Source organism: Spirillospora sp. NBC_01491 (genome assembly GCF_036227065.1).
GTDB lineage: Bacteria > Actinomycetota > Actinomycetes > Streptosporangiales > Streptosporangiaceae > Spirillospora > Spirillospora xylanilytica.
Genome location: NZ_CP109432.1, coordinates 3200549 through 3218031, shown reverse-complemented (window position 1 = coordinate 3218031; position 17483 = coordinate 3200549). Strand labels below are relative to the sequence as shown.

Genomic DNA, 17483 nt, shown 5'->3' with positions numbered 1-17483 from the left:
GATCGGTCAGAGACGTCCGAAGAGCGACTTGTCGGGCGTGATGTCCGGTTGGTCGACTCCCCTCGTGAGCCGGGCATCGATCTTCGACGATGAGACGGGGACGTTCATCACGGTGCGTAATCATGAGGGACGCCGTTCGATCTGGCCCGCGGCCAGACCGCTGCCGCGCGGCTGGCGGCCGGCCGGGTTCACCGGCCCGAAGGCCGCCTGCCTGGAGTGGATCGCCCGATCGGCGGACGTTCCCGCGGACGGGCCGGTCTCCACGGACGTGCCGGTCTCCGCGGACGGGCCGGTTCCCGGAGGCGGCCGATGACGGGGGACGGCGCCGTGCTGGCGCTCTCCGGGGTGTCCAAGACCTTCCGGCAGGGACGCCGCACCCTCGCGCAGCGGGTCCGGCGCGCCCCCGACGACCGGCGCGAGGTGTGCGCGGTCGACGGCGTCGACCTCCGGGTCGGGGCCGGGGAGATCCTCGGGCTCGTCGGGCCCAACGGCGCCGGCAAGTCGACCACCGTGCGGATGATGGCGACCCTGCTCGAACCGACCCGCGGCACCGTCGAGGTCTGCGGCGTCGACGCCGTCGCCGAGCCGGGCCGGGCCCGCCGGCACCTGGGGGTGGTGATCGGCGGCGAGCGCAGCGTCTACTGGAAGCTCACCGGCCGGGAGAACCTCGAGTACTTCGCCGCGCTCTACCACCTGCCGCCCCGCGTGATCGGGGCCCGCATCGACCAGGTGCTGCGCGACACCGACCTGCTCGACCGCGCCGGCGACTACGCCGAACGCTACTCGACGGGGATGCGGCAGCGGCTGTCGCTGGCGCGGGCCCTGCTCCAGGAACCGGCCGTGCTGCTGCTGGACGAGCCCACCTCGGGCCTGGACCCCCGGTCGGCCGCGCAGCTCCGGGAGCGGATCGCCCGGCTGCGCGAGGACGGGCGCAGCGTCCTGATCACCACGCACAACATGGAGGAGGCCGACCGGCTCTGCGACCGGATCGCCGTCATCGACCGCGGCCGGGTGGTGCGGCTCGGCGCCCCGGCCGAGCTCAAGCGCCTGGTCGAGGCCGACCAGGTCGCCCGGGTCCGGCTCCGGGTGGGGCGCTCCACGGCGGACGGCGAGCTGGTCTCGGCGGTCGGCGCGTTCGCGACGGTGGCCGACAAGCGCGCCGACGGCGCCGACGTCGACCTCGTCCTGCACCTGCCGCCGGGCACCGACCTGCTGCCCCGCCTGGTCGAGGTCGCGCAGCGGCACGACGCGGTCGTCCACAAGGTCGACATCGAGCCCGTGACGCTCCAGGACGTGTTCCTGTCCGTCACCGGTCCCGGGGCGGAGCGCGCCGGATGAACCGGCTGGAGGGCGAGGTCCGCGCCGTCGTGGCCACGACCCGCAAGGAACTGCGGCTGATGCGCCGCTACCCGGCCGAGATCGTCTCCCTCGCCCTGTGGATGCTGCTGCTCCCGCTGGCCTACATCGCGCAGGCCACGGCCCTCTCGTCGGACGCGCCCGCGTCGGTGGACGCGTTCGCCGAACGGGCCGGGACGGGCGACTTCGTCGCGTTCCTCTACCTGGGCTGGTCGGTGTACCTCTGGCTCACCGCGGTCCTGTGGGGGCCGGGTCTCGCGCTCAGGCAGGAACGCGCCCGCGGCTCCTTCGAGATCGTGTTCGCCAGCCCGGTCTCCCGGTTCACGCTCCTGTTCGGCGGTGCCCCGGCGCAGCTCGTCCCGGCGCTGGTGGTGTTCGCGAGCGCGGCGGTGTCGATGCGGCTGCTGTTCGGTGTGCCGCTCGGCTGGGGCGACCTCGCGTGCTGGCTCGCCGTCCTGCTGGTCGCGTTCCCGGCGCTGATGGCCCTCGGCGCGGTGTTCGCCACCGCATCCCTGTCGCTCCAGGACGCGGCCGGGGCGTTGCAGATCACCCGGGGCGTGTTCACGCTCCTGTGCGGCGTCACCTACCCGCTGGCGGTCCTGCCGGGCGCGCTCCGGGCGGTGGGGGAGTCCCTGCCGCCGACGCATCTGCTCGACGCGCTGCGCGCGGTCACGGTCGGATCGGGATCGCTCACGGGCGAGCTCCCGCGGCTGCTGCTCCTGCTCGCCGAGGCCGTCCCGATCGGGGCGGTCGCGATGGCGCTGCTCTGGCTCAGCGTCCGGTACGCCCGCAAGACCGGCCGGCTGGGGCTGTTCTGATGGGGAGGACCGGCCCGCTGACCTGGTACCAGGAGATGGTCTGGTGGAACCAGTACTGGAACCCGCCGGGCGAGGAGTACCCGCCGATGGGCGACGTCTGGTATCTGCCCGGCGGGCCGTCCGAGCAGGACGTCCGCGCGGCGTTCGGCGTCCTGATGGACCGGCACGAGGTGCTGCGGACGGCCATCGCCCAGGACGCCGCCGGCACGGTGTTCCAGCAGGTCGGCGCCCCCGGGACCGTGATCCCGCCGGTGTGGGCGTCCACCCTGGCCCGGCTCCGCGAGGACGTGCCGGGATGCCTCGGGACGTTCCGCCGCCCTGACCGCAGGTCGCTCGGGCGGCCCCGCTGGCGCGCGGTGCTGGGCGTCAAGGACGGCCGCGTCCTGGCGGTGGGCTTCGCGGGCGACCGGTTCCTGATGGACGCCTGGAGCGTGATCGAGCTCCGGCGCCGGTTCCTCGAGGCACTCCAGGGGCCGCCGTCGCCCGCGGGGCCGCCGTCACCGGCGGGGCCGGACGCGGAGCCGCTGAATCCCCTGGACCGGGCGGCCTGGCAGCGGTCGGACGAGGGCAGGGCCAAGGCCGGCGCGGCGCTGCTCTGGATGGAGCGGGTCCTCTCCCGCTGCCCCCCGGCGCTGTTCCCCGGCCCGGACGGACCGGCGGGGCGGCCCCGCTTCACCGCGGCCGTGCTCCGGTCCGCCGGGCTCCTCGCCGACACCGACGACGTCTGCCGCAGGCACCGGACGACCAGGCCGAGCGCGATCCTGGCCGTCCTGGCCGCGGTGCTCCGGCTGCGCACCGGGCGGCGGGCCCTCCCCGTCCGCAGCATCAGCGCCAACCGCACGTCCGCCGCCGAACGCGCGAGCCTCCTCGGGCTCTACCAGCCCGCCCACCTCGTCCTGGACATCCCCGCGGACGTGATGATGCCGGACCTGCTGGGCCAGGTCTGGCGCGAGAGCGTCAGCGCGTACCGGCACACCGAGTACCCGCCCGACGAGTTCCGCGAGCTCCTCGTCCGGCACGCCCGCGAACGCGGCTTCGCGCCCGCCTTCCAGCTCGACTTCGACTACGTGCCGGGCGGGCCGCCGGTACGGCGCGGGCACGGCCCCGGGCCGCTCGGCGCCCGTCCCGGGGCCGGGGTCTCCGTACCGATCGAGCATCGCGGAAGCGAGCAGGGGCGCGCCGGCTACTCCCTGTTCCAGGCCCAGGCCGTCGGGGAGGAGATGGCGCTGACCCTGGACGCCGACACCGCCATGCTCCCCGCCCCGGAGATCGACCGGCTGCTGTCCTGGACCGCGCTCGCCATGCGGCGGCTCGCGGCCGAGCCGGAGGTCCGCCTGTGCGACCTCGGCCGGCTGCTCAACATCGCGCCCCGGGTGAACGGACGGACCGCCGCCGAGTCCGCGCCCGGCGCACCGCCCGAGCCCGCGCCCAGCTCCGAATCCGGCGGGACGCCGGGGACGTCGGCCGAGGCCGCGGTGACGGCGGCCATCCTCGCGACCCACCCGCTGGAACGGGTGGAACTGGCGCGGGACTACGTCGGAGCGGGCGGGCGCCTGCGCCTGGTGCCGCAGGTCGTCCACGAGCTGGCCCGGCGGGGCCACCACGGGCTGCGGGCCGAGCACGTCGAGACCCCCATGAGCCTGCGCGCGGTCGCCGCCGAGCTGCGCCCGGCCCAGGAACGGAACCCGGACCTGCCCCCGGCCCCGGAGCGGAGATGACGATGCGCGACGACACCCCGACGTCGGCCGACGACCGCGTCCGCGACATCGCCCGCGCCCGCCCGGACGACCCGGCCGTCATCGTCGTCGCCGGAGGCCGCGCCGGCGGCGCCGCCGGAAGCCGTGTGCGCGAGGACGCCGTCCTCACCTGGGACGAGCTGGACCGGGCGTCCGCCGAGCTCGCGGCCCGGCTCGGGGCGCTGGCCGCCGGGGCCGTGCGGCGGCCGGTCGTCGTGATCGACGCGACCAACTCGGCGGACACCGTGATCGGTTTCGCCGCGTGCATGCGCGCCCGGATCCCGTTCCTGCCGCTGGACCCCCTGGCGCCCGCCGCCGAGGCCGGGCAGGTGATGGCGGCGCTCGCCCCGGCGCACTGGCCGGTGCGCCTGGCGGACGCACGGGACGGCGTCACCCCGCCTGAACCGCCTGCCCCGCCTGAACCGTCCGCCGCGCCGCGACCGTCCGCCCCGCAGGGCCCGTCCGTGCGGCCCCGGCCCGGTGAGGACGCCGGGTACCTGCTCGCCACCGGCGGTTCGTCGGGACGGCCGCGCGTGATCGCGCATCCCGCGCCGCTCGACCACGATCCGGTCCGGGTGCCCAGCATGATGCTGCGGGCGGTGGGATGGCGGCACGCGCAGCGGCAGCTCATCGCGGGGCCCCTGCACCACGCGGCGCCGTTTATGTGCTGCTGGGAGGGGCTGCTCGACGCGAACACGCTCGTCCTGCTGCCGCGGTTCGACGCGCGGGAGATGCTGCGGGCGATCGAGCGCCACCGGGTCCAGTGGGCCCAGCTCACCCCCGTCCACCTGAGGTGGGCGCTGACGGCCCTGCGCACCCAGGACGCCGACCTCGGCTCGCTGAACGCGGTGGTGCACACGGCGGCGCCGTGTCCCGCCGAGCTGAAGCGGGCCTGGATCGACCTGCTCGGCCCGGAGCGCCTCTTCGAGATCTACGGGGCGACCGAGGCGATCGGCACCACCCTCCTGCGCGGCGACGAGTGGCTCGCCCATCCCGGCTCGGTGGGCCGCGGCTTCTGCACGCAGGTGCGCGTCCTCGACGAGGACGGCGGATCGGTGCCGCCCGGCGCGGAGGGCGAGGTGTACATGCGGCGCACCGCCCGGCACGCCCCGGTCGGACGGGACGTCGCCCCGTCCGGCGGCGGGCCGTCCGGCCTCAAGCGGACCGTGGACGGCTTCTTCAGCGTCGGCGACCACGGCCGGGTCGACCGGGACGGCTACCTCCACCTCGGCGCCCGCCGGCACGACCTGGTGATCGTGGGCGGCGGCAACGTCTACCCCGCGGAGGTCGAGGCGGCGATCGCCGAGCATCCGGACGTGCTCGACGCCGCGGTGATCGGCCGGCCGGACGAGGCGCTCGGCGCGCGGCTGCTCGCCCTGGTGATCGCGCGGCCGGGCGCCGGGCTCACCGCCGAGGCGGTGTCCGCGCACGCCGAGGCGCGGCTCGCGCCGCACAAGGTGCCGTGGGACGTCCGGTTCGTCACGCGGCTGCCGCGCACGGAGGCGGGCAAGCTGCACCGCCGCAGGCTCATGGAGACGGAGGGATCAGGTGTCTGACTCGATGGCCCCGGCGGCCCGCGCCCACCCGCTCGCGATGCTGCTGGGCGCGCACCCGGAGGTGCTGGACGCCGCGGTGCTCGCCCCCGGCGCGCTGGAGGACGGCGAGGTGGCCGTGGTGGTGCCGGACGGCTACGCCAGCGGGCCCGAGCTGGCGGGCCACGTGGCCGCGGTGCTCGGCCTGGACGCGGTGCCGCCCACCATCGTCCTGCTCCCGCGGATCCCCAGGGCGGCGGACGGGACGGTGCACGTCGGGGAGCTGCGCGCCAAGCTGGAGTCCTGGCCGAGCGTGTACCGCTTCGCGCTCCCGCGCACGGCGGCCGAACGGCGGCTGGCGGAGGTCTGGTGCCGGGTGCTGGAGCGCCCGTGGATCGGCGTGCACGACGACTTCATCGAGGCCGGCGGCGACTCGCGCGCCGCCGCCGTCATCATGGCCGAGCTGGCGGGGGAGGCCGGGCCCGCGGTGTCCCTGGCGGACCTGTTCGAGCTGGCGACCATCGCGGAGCTGGCGGCCAGGATCGCCGCGGACGATGACTGACGACCTGGCCGGGGAGCTGCGCGACCTGCTGGCCCGCCGCCTCCCCGCCTACATGGCGCCCAGCGTGATCGTGGAGCTGGACGAGATGCCCCGGACCGCGGGCGGCAAGCTCGATCGCGCCGCCCTGCCGATCCCGGAGACACGTCCGGAGACGGCCCGGGGGACCGCTCCGGGGACGGCTCCGGGAACTGCACCAGGCCGGCCCGCCGCCCCGGAAGACGAGATCGAGGCGCGGATCTCCGCCGTCCTGGCGGAGGTCCTCGGACTCGCGCGGGTCGGCGCCGACGACAACTTCTTCCTGCTCGGCGGGACGTCGGTGCACGCCGTCCAGGCCATCGCCCGCATCGCCGAACGGCTGGACGCCCGCGTGCCCGCACTGCGGTTCTTCCAGGCACCGAGTGTCCACGGGATCGCCGCCGCCGTGCGCGAAGGGAGGACGCCGTGACCGCGCAGAACGCCGTGACCGCGCAGGACGCCGTGACCGCGCAGGACGCGGCCGGGGGGCCGCTGTCGCGCGAGCAGCAGGCGATGTGGCTCCGGGAGCGGCTCATCCCGGGCACCGCGATGCACAACCTGGCCGCGGCGCACGAGATCGAGGGGCCGCTCGACGTCGCCGTCCTCACCAGGGCGCTGCGGGCGCTGGCCGCCCGCCACGAGCCGCTGCGCACCTCGTTCCGGGAGGCGGGCGGCCTGCCGGTGGCCCAGGTCCACGACGGCGCGGAGCTGGAACTGGTGACCGTCGACGCGACCGGAGCAGGGACCGACTGGCGTGCGCTGGCGGAGGACGAGGCGGGCCGGCCGTTCGACCTGTCCGCCGCGCCGCTGATGCGCGCCCTGCTGATCCGGCGTTCGGAGCGCCTGGCCGTGCTCCTGCTGGTCGTCCACCACCTCACCGCCGACGCCTGGTCGCTCGGCCTGGTGTGGGAGGAGCTCGACGCCGCCTACCGGGCCTTCCTGCACGGCCGGGCCTGGGAGCCGGAACCGCTCCCCGTCACCTACCGCGACCACGTGCGGCGGCGCCTCACCGGCGGCGCCGGGCGGGATCGCGGTGAGCTCCGGTCCTTCTGGCGGGAGAGGCTCGCCGCCGCGCCCGCCTTCTCCACCGTCCCCTCGGACCGGCCGCGTCCCGCCGAGCCCACGCACGGCGGCGCGACCCTGGAGCGGACCCTCGGCCCCGACCTGCTCGACGCGGCCACGAGGCTCTCCCACCAGCGCCGCGCGTCACTGTTCATCGTGCTGGCCGCCGCCTGGACCGCCGTGCTGTCGCGCTACGCGGGCCGCGCGGACGTCGTGATCGGCGTGCCGACGTCCGGACGGGACGACTCCGACGTCGAGCCGCTGGTCGGCCTGTTCTCCGGAGCGATCCCGCTGCGCGTCGCCGTCGGCCTGGCGGAGCCGTTCCAGGACCTGGTCATGAAGGTGCGCCGCGAGCTGTTCGACTGCCTGGAGCACCGAGACGTGTCGCCGGTCGAGCTGGTCGCCGAGACCGGCGGCCCGCGCGAGCTGTCGGCGACGCCGGTCTACCAGGTGCTCTTCAACGTCGTCCGCACGGGGCACGCGCCGTTCGCGCCCGACGGCACGAGCTGCCGCTACATGTCGGGCTTCGTCGGCGCCGTCCAGACCGACCTCTCGCTCACGGCGACCACCCCCAACTCGGGCGGGCTGCGGCTGCAACTGCACTACAGCACCGACCTGTACGACGCGGGAACGGCGGAGGGGCTGCTCGGCCACTACGAGCACTTCCTCGCGGACGCGCTGAGCCGCCCCGACGTCCCGCTCGGCGACCTCAGGATGACCAGCGGCCAGGAACCGCCCCCCGCCCCGGCCGCCTCTGCCGAGGGTGAGGCGCCCACGGCGCTGGGCCTCGTGGAACGGGTCATGGCGGACCGGCCGGACGCGCCCGCGGTGATCGACGGGAACACCGTCCTCACCTACCGGGACCTGGACGAACGCGCGGCGGCCTGCGCCGCCCGGCTCCGCTCGGCGGGCCTCGGCGCCGGGGACGTGGTGGCGCTGCACCTGGACCGGAGCGCCGACCTGGTCGCCGTCATGCTCGGCGTCTGGCGGGCCGGTGCCGCCTACCTGCCGCTCGACCCCGGCCACCCGCCCGGACGGATCGAGTCCCTGGTGACCGGCTCCGGCGCCGCCGCGGTCATCACGTCCGAGCCGCGTCCGGACGGGCCCGCGGCGCCGCGGGTCACGGTGATGACGGTCGGCGAGGTCATGGCCGGGACGGGACGCGCGCAGCCGCACGGGGCGGGCGGCGGCGGGCCGAGGAGCGGGGCCCGCGACCTGGCGTACGTCATGTACACCTCGGGGTCGAGCGGCCGTCCCAAGGGGGTCGAGGTCCCGCACCGCGCCGTCGGCCATCTCCTGCGGGCGATGGCGCGGCGCCCCGGGCTGGACGCGCGGGACGTCGTGCTCGCCCTGACCAGCCCGGCCTTCGACATCTCCCTGGTGGAACTGGTGCTCCCGCTCACCGTCGGGGCCCGCGTCGTGGTGGCGCCCCCGGCCGCGCGGCACGACCCGGAGGCGGCCGGACGGCTGGTGCGCGACCACGGCGTGACCCTCGTCCAGGCGACGCCGACGGGCTGGCGGCAGCTCCTGCTCGCCGATCCGGCCCGCTGGGGGCTGCGCCGCGTGTGGTGCGGCGGCGAGGCGCTGGACGCGGCGCTGGCGGACCGGCTCGCGGGCCTCGCCCCGGAGGTGTGGAACCTCTACGGCCCCACCGAGACGACCGTGTGGTCGCTCGCCGAGCGGGTCCGGCCGGGGCGCGACCACGTCCCGATCGGCACGCCGATCGGGGACACCTCGGTGCTGGTCCTGGACCGCTGGAACGAGCCCGCGCCGCCCGGAGTGCCCGGCGAGCTGTGCATCGGGAACGCCGGGGTGGCCACCGGCTACCGCGGCCGGCCGGACCTGACCGCCGACCGGTTCGTCCCCGACCCGTCCGGCGGGCCCGGGGCCGTGCTGTACCGCACCGGCGACCTGGTCCGCCGCCGGGCGGACGGCGGCCTGGAGTTCCTGGGGCGGCTCGACCGGCAGGTCAAGCTGCACGGGCACCGGATCGAGCCCGCGGAGATCGAGGCGGTGCTCCGGGAGCACGGCGACGTCCGCGACGCCGCCGTCGTCCTGCGCGAGGACGTTCCGGGCGATCCGCGGCTGGTCGCCTACGTGACCGCGCACCGGGCGGGAGGCGCCCGATGACCGCGCCCTGGTCGCTGTTCGGGCGGTTCGCCGCGGCGGCGGAGCGGCATGCCGACGCGTCCGCCCTGGAGATCGGCGGTGAGGCGTGGAGCTACCGGGACCTCGACCGGGCCGCCGCGCGCCTCGCCGGGCTGCTCGTCGAACGGCACGGGGGGACGCCGCCGCGGCGGATGGGCGTGCTCTGCGGGCGCACGTTCCTCGCCTACGCCGGATACCTCGCGGGACTCCGGCTGGGCGCGACGATCGTCCCGCTGAACCCGGCGGTCCCCGCCGAGCGCAACCGGCTGGTGGCCGAGGCGACCGGGCTCGACCTGATCCTGGCGGACGGCTCGAGCTGCGGCGGGGCGCGGACCGGGCACCTCGGCGCCGTGGCGTCGGCGACCGGCGCGACGGTGGTGGCGCTGCCCGGCGTCCCGCCGACCGGGGACGAGGGGCCGCCGCCGTCGCCGGCCGCGCGCGCGGACGTCGTCTACACGCTCTTCACCTCGGGCTCGACCGGCAGGCCCAAGGGCGTGCCGGTGACGCACGCCAACGTGGACGCGTTCCTGGACTCGTCCGCCGCGTGCTGGCCGATCGGACCGGGCGACCGGCTCTCGCTCACCTTCGACCTGACCTTCGACCCCTCGGTGTTCGTCCTCTTCCACGGGTGGGGGAGCGGCGCGACCGTGGTCGTCCCGGCCGGGAACGAGGCGCTCCGGCCGTCGGTCCACGTCAACCGCCGCCGCATCACGCACTGGTTCTCGGTCCCCTCGGCGGTGACGTTCGCCCTGCGTGCCCGCGACCTGCGCCCCGGCAGCATGCCCGGCCTGCGCCGGACCCTGTTCGGAGGCGACCGGCTGACCGCGGAGCAGGCGGCGGCCTGGGCGGACGCGGCGCCCGGCAGCGTCATCGAGAACACCTACGGCCCCACCGAGGCCACCGTCTTCTGCATGACCTACCGGCTGCCGGACGACCGGCGGCTCTGGCCCCGGACGTCCAACGGGACGGTGCCCATCGGGTCGCCGCTGCCGACGGTGGAGCACCTGGTCCTCGACGCGGCGGGCCGCCCGGCGGATGAGGGGGAGCTGATCCTGCGCGGCCCGCAGCGGTTCCCCGGCTACCTGGACCCCGGGGACGACCCCGGCCGGTTCCTCCGCCGCGAGGCGGGCCCCCGCCCGTCCCGGGCGCCCGCGCCGTCCGACCCGGAGTGCTGGTACCGCACCGGGGACCGGGTCCGGCTGGAGGACGGCCGGATCGTCCACCTCGGTCGCACCGACGATCAACTGAAGGTCCGGGGGTACCGGGTCGAGCCGGGCGAGATCGAGGCGGTCCTGCGGCGGCATCCGCAGGTGCGCGACGCGGTGGTGCTCGGCACCGCGGACCAGGGGTTGGCGGCGGCCTACACGGGCCGTCCGGTGCCCGCCCGCGACCTGGTCGAGCTGGTGCGCGGCGCGCTGCCCGCCTACATGCTGCCAACGCGTTTCCGGTATCGGCGGACGCTCCCGGTGAACGGCAACGGGAAGGTGGACCGCGGCCGGCTGGCGGCCGAGCTGGAACAACCCCCGGACGGACGAGAGGCACACCCATGAAAGGCACCCTGGTCTCACTCGATCAGTGCTCGCCCGCCGACTACGAGCGGCTCGCGAAATGGCTGGCCGCGGAATCGAGCTGGTACGCGTCGGGCCGTCCGAAACTGATCTCCGCCGAGGATCTCAGGAACGAGAACCAGCACGGCGACACCCATTTCATGATGGTGGTGGAGAACAGCAGCAAGCGGCGCGTCGGGGTCGTCACCTGGACCCGCAAGGAAGAGTACGAGGGCAGCTACTCGATCGGAACCGGGGTGGGTGAGAAGGACCAGTTCAATCACGGCTACGCGGCCGAGGGCGGGCTGCTGCTGCTCGTCTACCTGTTCCACGCGATGAACGCGCACCGAGTGGAACTCCTCTACGGCCTGTACAACAAGAACGTGGTCCCGATCCTGGCCCAGTGGGGCGTGACGGTGGAGGGCGTGCTCCGCGATTACTTCTTCCTGGACGGCGAGTACCACGACGCGGTGCTGTGCTCGATCCTGCGCGACGAGTTCTACCGGGGCATCGCGGCGGCGGGCCTGTCGGACATGCTCGACTCGATCCCGCGGCGGGAGAAGGAGGAGGCCCGCGCCCTGATCGGGGACCTGCTGGCGAAGATCCCCGGCGGCCGGCCGGCCGACCTGGTGGCCCGCCCGCGGCCCGCCGGCCCGGTCCATCACGACACCGGGCAGGACCGGGAACGGGCCCCGGAGCGCGCCGCCGGCGCCAAGTAGGACACGCAAAGTAAGACTGGCCCGGGTCGCGCTGGAAATGGTGGTATTGAGGCCGTGGACGATCTGGAACGATCGGTGGTCGAGACCGTCCGGAAAGCCTGGGCCGCCCGGCTCGGCACCGGAGACTTCGGCACCGACGACAATTTCTTCGAGTTCGGCGGGACGTCCCGCATGGTCGCCGCGGTCTGCGCCGACCTGGCGGTCGCGCTGGACCGCGAGATACCGCTCGTGGCGTTCTATGAGAATCAGAACATTCGCGCTCTGGCGCATTTTCTGGTCCATGGTGAGACGGCGCCCCAGGGGCCTCCCGAACGGGTGCGCCGCGCGATGGTCAACCAGAGGCAGCGGGCGTTGCGCGCCGCGGCCAGAGCCGGTCGGACGGAAGGCTGAATGGCGATGGACACCGACCTCCGCGAGAACGATATCGCGATCACCGGTCTGGCGTGCCGGTTCCCGGGCGCGAACAACGCCCGCGAATACTGGAACAACCTGGCGAAGGGCGTCGAGTCGATCACGTTCCTGACCGACGACGAGCTCCGCGCGAACGGGGTGTCCGAGTCCGACATCAACGATCCGGACTACGTCAAGGCGTGCCCCCTGATCGACGACATGGACGGCTTCGACGCCGCGTTCTTCGGCTACACCGCCCGGGACGCGCAGATCAGGGACCCCCAGGGCCGGCTGTTCCTGGAGACCTGCCACACCGCCCTGGAGGACGCCGGGTACGACGTCGGGCGGTACGACGGCACGGTGGGCGTGTTCGGCGGCGGCGGCCAGTACACCTACGGCTACACCAACGCCTACCGCAACAGCGCCGCGTACAGCGCCGCCGGCGGGATGAGCATCGCGACCGCCACCGACCCCGACTACCTCACCACCACGGTGTCGTACCGGCTCGGGTTGCAGGGGCCGAGCTTCACCGTCCAGACCGCGTGCTCGACCGCGCTGGTGGCCATCCACCTCGCCTGCCAGGCACTGCGGATGGGCGAGTGCGACATGGCGCTCGCGGGCGCCGTGGACGTCCGGCTGCCCTACGGCCGGGGCCACCGGCGGGTGGACGGGGGCATCGGCTCGGCGGACGGCCACGTCCGCGCCTTCGACGCCAAGGCGTCCGGCACCGTGTTCGGGACCGGCGCCGGGGTGCTGACCCTGAAGCGGCTGGAGGAGGCCAGGGCCGACGGCGACCACGTGTACGCGGTGATCCGGGGCTCGGCGATCAACAACGACGGGGCCGCCCGCGCGGGCTTCACCGCGCCCGGCGTCGAGGGGCAGACCAAGCTGGTGATGGAGGCGCTGGCGGTCGCCGAGGTCGGCCCCGAGTCGATCGGGTACGTCGAGGCGCACGGGACCGGCACCCTGGTCGGAGACCCCATCGAGGTGACCGCGCTGACCAACGCGTTCCGCGCGGCGGGCGCGGTGGCCGACCAGTACTGCGTGCTCGGGTCGGTCAAGCCGAACGTCGGCCACCTCGGCGCCGCGGCGGGCGTCGCCGGGATCATCAAGGCGTGCCTGGCGATCGAGAAGGGCGAGATCCCGCCGACGCTGCACTTCGAGGAGCCCAACCCCGGCATTGACTTCGCGGCGAGCCCCTTCTACGTCAACACCGCGCTCGAACCCTGGACGGGGCTGCGGCGGGCCGGGGTGAGCTCGTTCGGCATCGGCGGCACCAACGCCCACGTCGTGCTGGAGCAGCCGCCGGACGCCGTCGCGAGGCACGCCGGGCGGCGGGCGGACGGGCCGTACATCCTGCCGCTGTCCGCGCGGACGGCGACCGCGCTCGACGCGGCGGCCGGGCTGCTCGCCGAGCATCTGAAGTCCGCGGGCGACGCCCCGCTGGCCGATGTCGCCTGGACTCTCCAGCACGGCCGCCGGCAGTTCCCGCACCGCCGGACGGTCGTGGCGGCCACCGCGGGCGAGGCCGCCGCCGCGCTCGACGAGGCCCGCGGCTCCGGCGGAGCCTCGAAGGCCGCGGGCACCGGGCGCGGCGTCGCGTTCCTGTTCCCCGGGCAGGGGGCGCAGTACCCCGACATGGGACGCGGCCTCTACCGCGCCGAGGAGGTCTTCCGCCGGGAGGTGGACCGCTGCGCGGAGGCGCTGACCCCGTTCCTGGACGGCGCCGACCTCCGCGACCTCATGTACACGGGCGACGACGCGGCGGCGGCCGAGAGGCTCGGCCGGACGCGGTTCGCGCAGCCGGCGCTGTTCGTCGTCGAGTACGCGATGGCCGCCCTGTTCGAGTCCTGGGGGATCGTCCCCGAGGCGATGCTCGGCCACAGCATCGGGGAGTACACCGCGGCGTGCCTCGCCGGCGTCTTCTCCGTGGAGGACGCGCTGTCGCTGGTGGCCGCGCGCGGCGAGCTCATGCAGAGCATGCCGCCCGGCGCCATGCTGGCCGTCCCGCTCCCCGAACGGCTGATCGCGCCCATGCTCCTCGGCGGCGCGGAGGTCGCCGCGGTCAACGGCCCCGAGGTCACGGTGGTGGCCGGCCCGGAGACGGCGATCGGCGCGCTGGAGCGGCGGCTGGCCGGGTGGGGGGCGCGGGGCCGGCGGCTGACGACCTCGCACGCCTTCCACACCGGGATGATGACCCCGATCCTCGAACCGTTCCGCGAGCGGGTCGCGGCCGTCACCCTGAACGAGCCGGAGCTGCCCTTCCTGTCCAACCTCACGGGCACCTGGATCACTCCGGGGCAGGCGACCGATCCCGGCTACTGGGCGGACCACCTGCGCGGCACCGTCCGCTTCGCGGACTGCGTGGAGACGCTCGGCGCGTCCGCGGACCGGGTGCTGCTGGAGGTCGGGCCCGGACGGACGCTGACCACCCTCGCCCGCGGCGTCCTCGGCGCCCGCGTCCCGATGGCGGGCTCGATGCGGCACCCCCTGACCGAGAGCGACGACGAGACCCTGGCGCTGGAGGCCGCCGGACGCCTCTGGAGCTCCGGTGTGGACCTCGACTGGGACGCGATCACCCGAGGCCGCACCTCGGACGCGGACGCGGACGGGGACGGGGACGGGCAGGAGGCCGGGGGCCGGACGGGCCGCCGCACCCCGCTGCCCACCTACCCCTTCGAGCGGCAGCGGTTCTGGCTGGACCCCGACCCCTCGGACTCCGGCACCGGCACCGGCTCGCGGGACGCCGAGGAGGACGACGGCCGCGTCCTGCCGATCGACGAGGCCGTCTACACCCCGATCTGGGTCGAGCGCCCGCTGCCGCCGGCGGTCCCGGACGTCCCGCCGGACTCCAGGTGGCTGGTGCTGACGCCGGGCGCCGGACCCGTCGACGAGCTGGCCGTCCTGCTGGCCGAGGCCGGCGCGGCCGTCACCACGGTGTCGGCGGGCCCGGAGTTCGCCGAGACGGAGCCGGGCCGGTTCACCGTCCGCGCGGCCGAGCGCGCCGACTTCGAGTCGCTGCTCGACCGGCTCGGCGGCGACGCCCTGCCGACCCACGTCGTGCACGGCTGGACGGCGACCGGGCCCGAGGACCGGTGCCTGAGCCCCGCGGTCGTGGACGAGGTGTCCGAGCGGGGCTTCTACTCGCTCATGCATCTCGCGCAGGCGCTGGAGGTGCAGGTCGCCGACCATCCGATCCAGGTGCTGGCCGTCAGCACCAACCTCCAGGAGGTGTCGGGCGGGGACCGGGTGGAGCCCGGCAAGGCGCTGCTGCTCGGCCCGACCATCCTGATGAACAGCGAGCTCGGCGGGATCGCCTGCCGCAGCGTCGACCTCGCCGCGCCCGCCCGGCTCCCCGCGCGGACGCTGGCGGGGCAGCTCCTCCGGGAGGCGCTGGCCGGGACCGACGACCAGCAGGTGGCGTGGCGCGGCCTGAAGCGCTGGGCCTGGTCCTACACCGGCGTCCCGGTCGAGATCCCGGCGGAGCGCCCGGCCGTCCTGCGCGAGGGCGGGACCTACCTCATCACCGGCGGGCTCGGCGGCATCGGCCTCACCACGGCCGCGGAGCTGGCCGGCGCCTGCCGGGCCAACCTGGTCCTGGTGGGCCGGTCGCCGCTGCCCGACCGGGCCGGCTGGCCGGACCTGATCGCCGACGAGGGCGGCGACGAGATGCTGCGCCGCCGGCTCCAGAGCCTGATCGCACTGGAGGACGCGGGCGCCGAGGTCATGGTGCGCGCCTGCGACGTGACCGACGAGGCCGCGCTCGGCGCCGTCGTCGCGGAGGCCGTCGACCGGTTCGGCGGGATCGACGGGGTGTTCCACGCCGCCGGCGTCGCCGGCGGCGGGATGCTCGCGGTGCGGGACCGGGAGGACGCGCGCCGGGTGCTCGCGCCGAAGGTGGCCGGCACGCTCGCGCTGCACCGCGTCCTCGGCGGCCGGACCGGCTTCATGGTCCTGTTCTCGTCGATCACCTCGGTGGTCGGCGACTTCGGGCAGGTCGACTACTGCGCGGCCAACTGCTTCCTCGACGCGTTCGCCCGCCAGCGGTCCGGGCTCGGCGAGGCGGTCCTGTCGATCAGCTGGGCCGCGTGGCGCGACGTCGGGATGGCGGTCGACTCCGCCCGCATCACCCCCAACGTGTTCCGGGAGCTGCGCGGCGGCAAGTGGTCCGAGCCGGTGGACCACCCCCTGCTCGGACGCCGGCTGCACGACCTGACGGGCGACGCGGTCTTCTCCACCGTGCTCGGCCCCGAGTCGCACTTCGCCCTCACCGACCACCGCATCGGCGGCGTGCCCATCCTGCCCGGCTCGGCCTGCCTGGAGATGATCCGGGCGGCGGTCGAGATCGTGGACGGCGGCCCGGCCGGCGACGTCGAGCTCACCGACGTGGTGTTCCTCGGGCCGGTGGCGGTGCGGACCGAGCAGGAACTGAGGATGGTGCTCAGGCCCGCCGCCGACGGCCACGACGTCACCATCAGCGTCGCGCCCGCGGAGAGCACGGAGGCCGACTGGGTGGAGCGGGTCCGGGCGCACGTCCGCACGGTGCCCGCCGAGCCCGCGCCGGTGCACGACCCGGAGGCCGCGCGCGCCGGGTGCACCGACTTCAGTTTCGAGCCGGAGCCGGGCTTCGAGTCGCGCGGCATCGTCTCGTTCGGGCCGCACTGGTACAGCATCGAGCGCATCGACGTGGGCCCGCGCAGGCAGTTCGGGACCGTCGACCTGCCCGCCGAGTTCCACGGCGAGTGCGACCAGTACACGCTGCACCCGGCGCTGTTCGACGACGCCGTGTCCAACGCCCGCATCATCAAGGGCATCAGGAAGGGGCACAAGTACCTCCCCTTCGGCTACCGCCGGATCCTCGTCCGCGCGCCCCTGCCGCCGCGCTTCCACGTGGACCTGCGGGAGCTCGACGACGGGGAGGGGGAGGTCGTCGTCGCCGACATCTCCGTCCTCGCCGAGGACGGCACGGAGCTGATCGCGATCGAGGAGTACTCGCTCCGCCGGGTGGACCCGGACGCCGTCGAGGCCGACACCGCGGCGGACCCCGGCGTCGCCCGCGCGCGGGACACCGCGCCGGGACGGGAGGACGCGCCGCCCGCGCCGAGCGACACCACCGATTGGCTGATCACCCCGGCGGCCGGCATGAGCGCGCTCCGCGCCCTGCTGCACACCTGGGCGGCGCCGCACCTGGTGGTGTGCCCGGAGGGCCTGACGGCCAACCTGCGCCGGGTGCGGTCCCTCACCGGCGACGTGATCGAGAAGGAGCTCGGCGAGGCCGAGACGCTCCTCAACACCGCGCAGGGCGCCGAGCGGATGCTCGACACGCCCTACGCCGAACCGGAGACCGCGTTGCAGCAGCAGATCGCGGACTACTGGGCGGCGGCCTTCGGGGTCCAGCGGGTCGGCCTGGACGACGACTTCGCCGAGCTGGGCGGCAACTCCCTGATGGCCGTCCAGCTCGCGTGGCGCATCCGCCAGCACTTCGACGTGGAGGTCACGGTCGCCCGGCTGTTCCGGCGGCCGACCGTGCGCACCCTCGCCGGCCTGGTGGAAGAGGAACTGGCCGGATCCGGATCCGTTTAGAGAGAGGTTCGCGAC

12 protein-coding genes are annotated in these 17483 nt (G+C 75.2%); all 12 read left to right on the top strand.

The window, feature by feature from the left end:
• The first annotated feature begins 40 nt into the window (after window positions 1-40).
• The 12 genes from OHA34_RS14880 to OHA34_RS14825 are packed head-to-tail and all read left to right on the top strand — an operon-like array spanning window position 41 to window position 17468.
• Window positions 41-313: an MbtH family protein gene (locus OHA34_RS14880; RefSeq protein WP_329522409.1), complete on the top strand. Its 273-nt coding sequence runs from the start codon at window positions 41-43 to the stop codon at window positions 311-313.
• Window positions 310-1338, top strand: coding sequence for an ABC transporter ATP-binding protein (locus OHA34_RS14875; protein ID WP_285941685.1), 1029 nt, complete (start codon window positions 310-312; stop codon window positions 1336-1338). Before OHA34_RS14880 ends, OHA34_RS14875 begins: the two co-directional genes overlap by 4 nt.
• Window positions 1335-2174, top strand: coding sequence for an ABC transporter permease (locus OHA34_RS14870; protein WP_329521958.1), 840 nt, complete (start codon window positions 1335-1337; stop codon window positions 2172-2174). Before OHA34_RS14875 ends, OHA34_RS14870 begins: the two co-directional genes overlap by 4 nt.
• Window positions 2174-3892 carry a hypothetical protein gene (locus OHA34_RS14865; protein WP_329521957.1) on the top strand — a complete coding sequence of 573 codons (1719 nt, stop codon included), beginning with the start codon at window positions 2174-2176 and terminating at the stop codon, window positions 3890-3892. The genes OHA34_RS14870 and OHA34_RS14865 overlap by 1 nt, the downstream gene beginning before the upstream one ends.
• A gap of 2 nt (window positions 3893-3894) precedes the next feature.
• Complete coding sequence (locus OHA34_RS14860; protein WP_329521956.1) at window positions 3895-5466, top strand: AMP-binding protein; 1572 nt, start codon at window positions 3895-3897, stop codon at window positions 5464-5466.
• Window positions 5459-6004, top strand: coding sequence for a phosphopantetheine-binding protein (locus tag OHA34_RS14855; RefSeq protein WP_329521955.1), 546 nt, complete (start codon window positions 5459-5461; stop codon window positions 6002-6004). The genes OHA34_RS14860 and OHA34_RS14855 overlap by 8 nt, the downstream gene beginning before the upstream one ends.
• Entirely contained in the window at window positions 5997-6449 is a 453-nt protein-coding gene (locus OHA34_RS14850) for a phosphopantetheine-binding protein (RefSeq protein ID WP_285941676.1), read from the top strand. Before OHA34_RS14855 ends, OHA34_RS14850 begins: the two co-directional genes overlap by 8 nt.
• Window positions 6446-9211: a non-ribosomal peptide synthetase gene (locus tag OHA34_RS14845; RefSeq protein WP_329521954.1), complete on the top strand. Its 2766-nt coding sequence runs from the start codon at window positions 6446-6448 to the stop codon at window positions 9209-9211. Before OHA34_RS14850 ends, OHA34_RS14845 begins: the two co-directional genes overlap by 4 nt.
• Window positions 9208-10779 carry an AMP-binding protein gene (locus tag OHA34_RS14840; RefSeq protein WP_285941672.1) on the top strand — a complete coding sequence of 524 codons (1572 nt, stop codon included), beginning with the start codon at window positions 9208-9210 and terminating at the stop codon, window positions 10777-10779. Before OHA34_RS14845 ends, OHA34_RS14840 begins: the two co-directional genes overlap by 4 nt.
• Entirely contained in the window at window positions 10776-11495 is a 720-nt protein-coding gene (locus tag OHA34_RS14835) for a GNAT family N-acetyltransferase (protein ID WP_285941670.1), read from the top strand. Before OHA34_RS14840 ends, OHA34_RS14835 begins: the two co-directional genes overlap by 4 nt.
• A 54-nt stretch (window positions 11496-11549) precedes the next feature.
• Window positions 11550-11885, top strand: coding sequence for a phosphopantetheine-binding protein (locus tag OHA34_RS14830; protein WP_329521953.1), 336 nt, complete (start codon window positions 11550-11552; stop codon window positions 11883-11885).
• The gene (locus OHA34_RS14825; RefSeq protein WP_329521952.1) at window positions 11886-17468 is read left to right on the top strand and encodes a type I polyketide synthase; all 5583 of its coding nucleotides are present in this window, start codon (window positions 11886-11888) and stop codon (window positions 17466-17468) included.
• The last annotated feature ends 15 nt before the right edge of the window (window positions 17469-17483 follow it).

Excerpts from the sequence above, each read along its gene's own strand:
- OHA34_RS14875 (WP_285941685.1), top strand. The coding sequence starts at position 310 with ATGACGGGGGACGGCGCCGTGCTGGCGCTCTCCGGGGTGTCCAAGACC.
- OHA34_RS14880 (WP_329522409.1), top strand. The coding sequence starts at position 41 with ATGTCCGGTTGGTCGACTCCCCTCGTGAGCCGGGCATCGATCTTCGAC.
- OHA34_RS14870 (WP_329521958.1), top strand. The coding sequence starts at position 1,335 with ATGAACCGGCTGGAGGGCGAGGTCCGCGCCGTCGTGGCCACGACCCGC.
- OHA34_RS14865 (WP_329521957.1), top strand. The coding sequence starts at position 2,174 with ATGGGGAGGACCGGCCCGCTGACCTGGTACCAGGAGATGGTCTGGTGG.
- OHA34_RS14825 (WP_329521952.1), top strand. The coding sequence starts at position 11,886 with ATGGCGATGGACACCGACCTCCGCGAGAACGATATCGCGATCACCGGT.
- OHA34_RS14840 (WP_285941672.1), top strand. The coding sequence starts at position 9,208 with ATGACCGCGCCCTGGTCGCTGTTCGGGCGGTTCGCCGCGGCGGCGGAG.
- OHA34_RS14860 (WP_329521956.1), top strand. The coding sequence starts at position 3,895 with ATGCGCGACGACACCCCGACGTCGGCCGACGACCGCGTCCGCGACATC.
- OHA34_RS14835 (WP_285941670.1), top strand. The coding sequence starts at position 10,776 with ATGAAAGGCACCCTGGTCTCACTCGATCAGTGCTCGCCCGCCGACTAC.
- OHA34_RS14850 (WP_285941676.1), top strand. The coding sequence starts at position 5,997 with ATGACTGACGACCTGGCCGGGGAGCTGCGCGACCTGCTGGCCCGCCGC.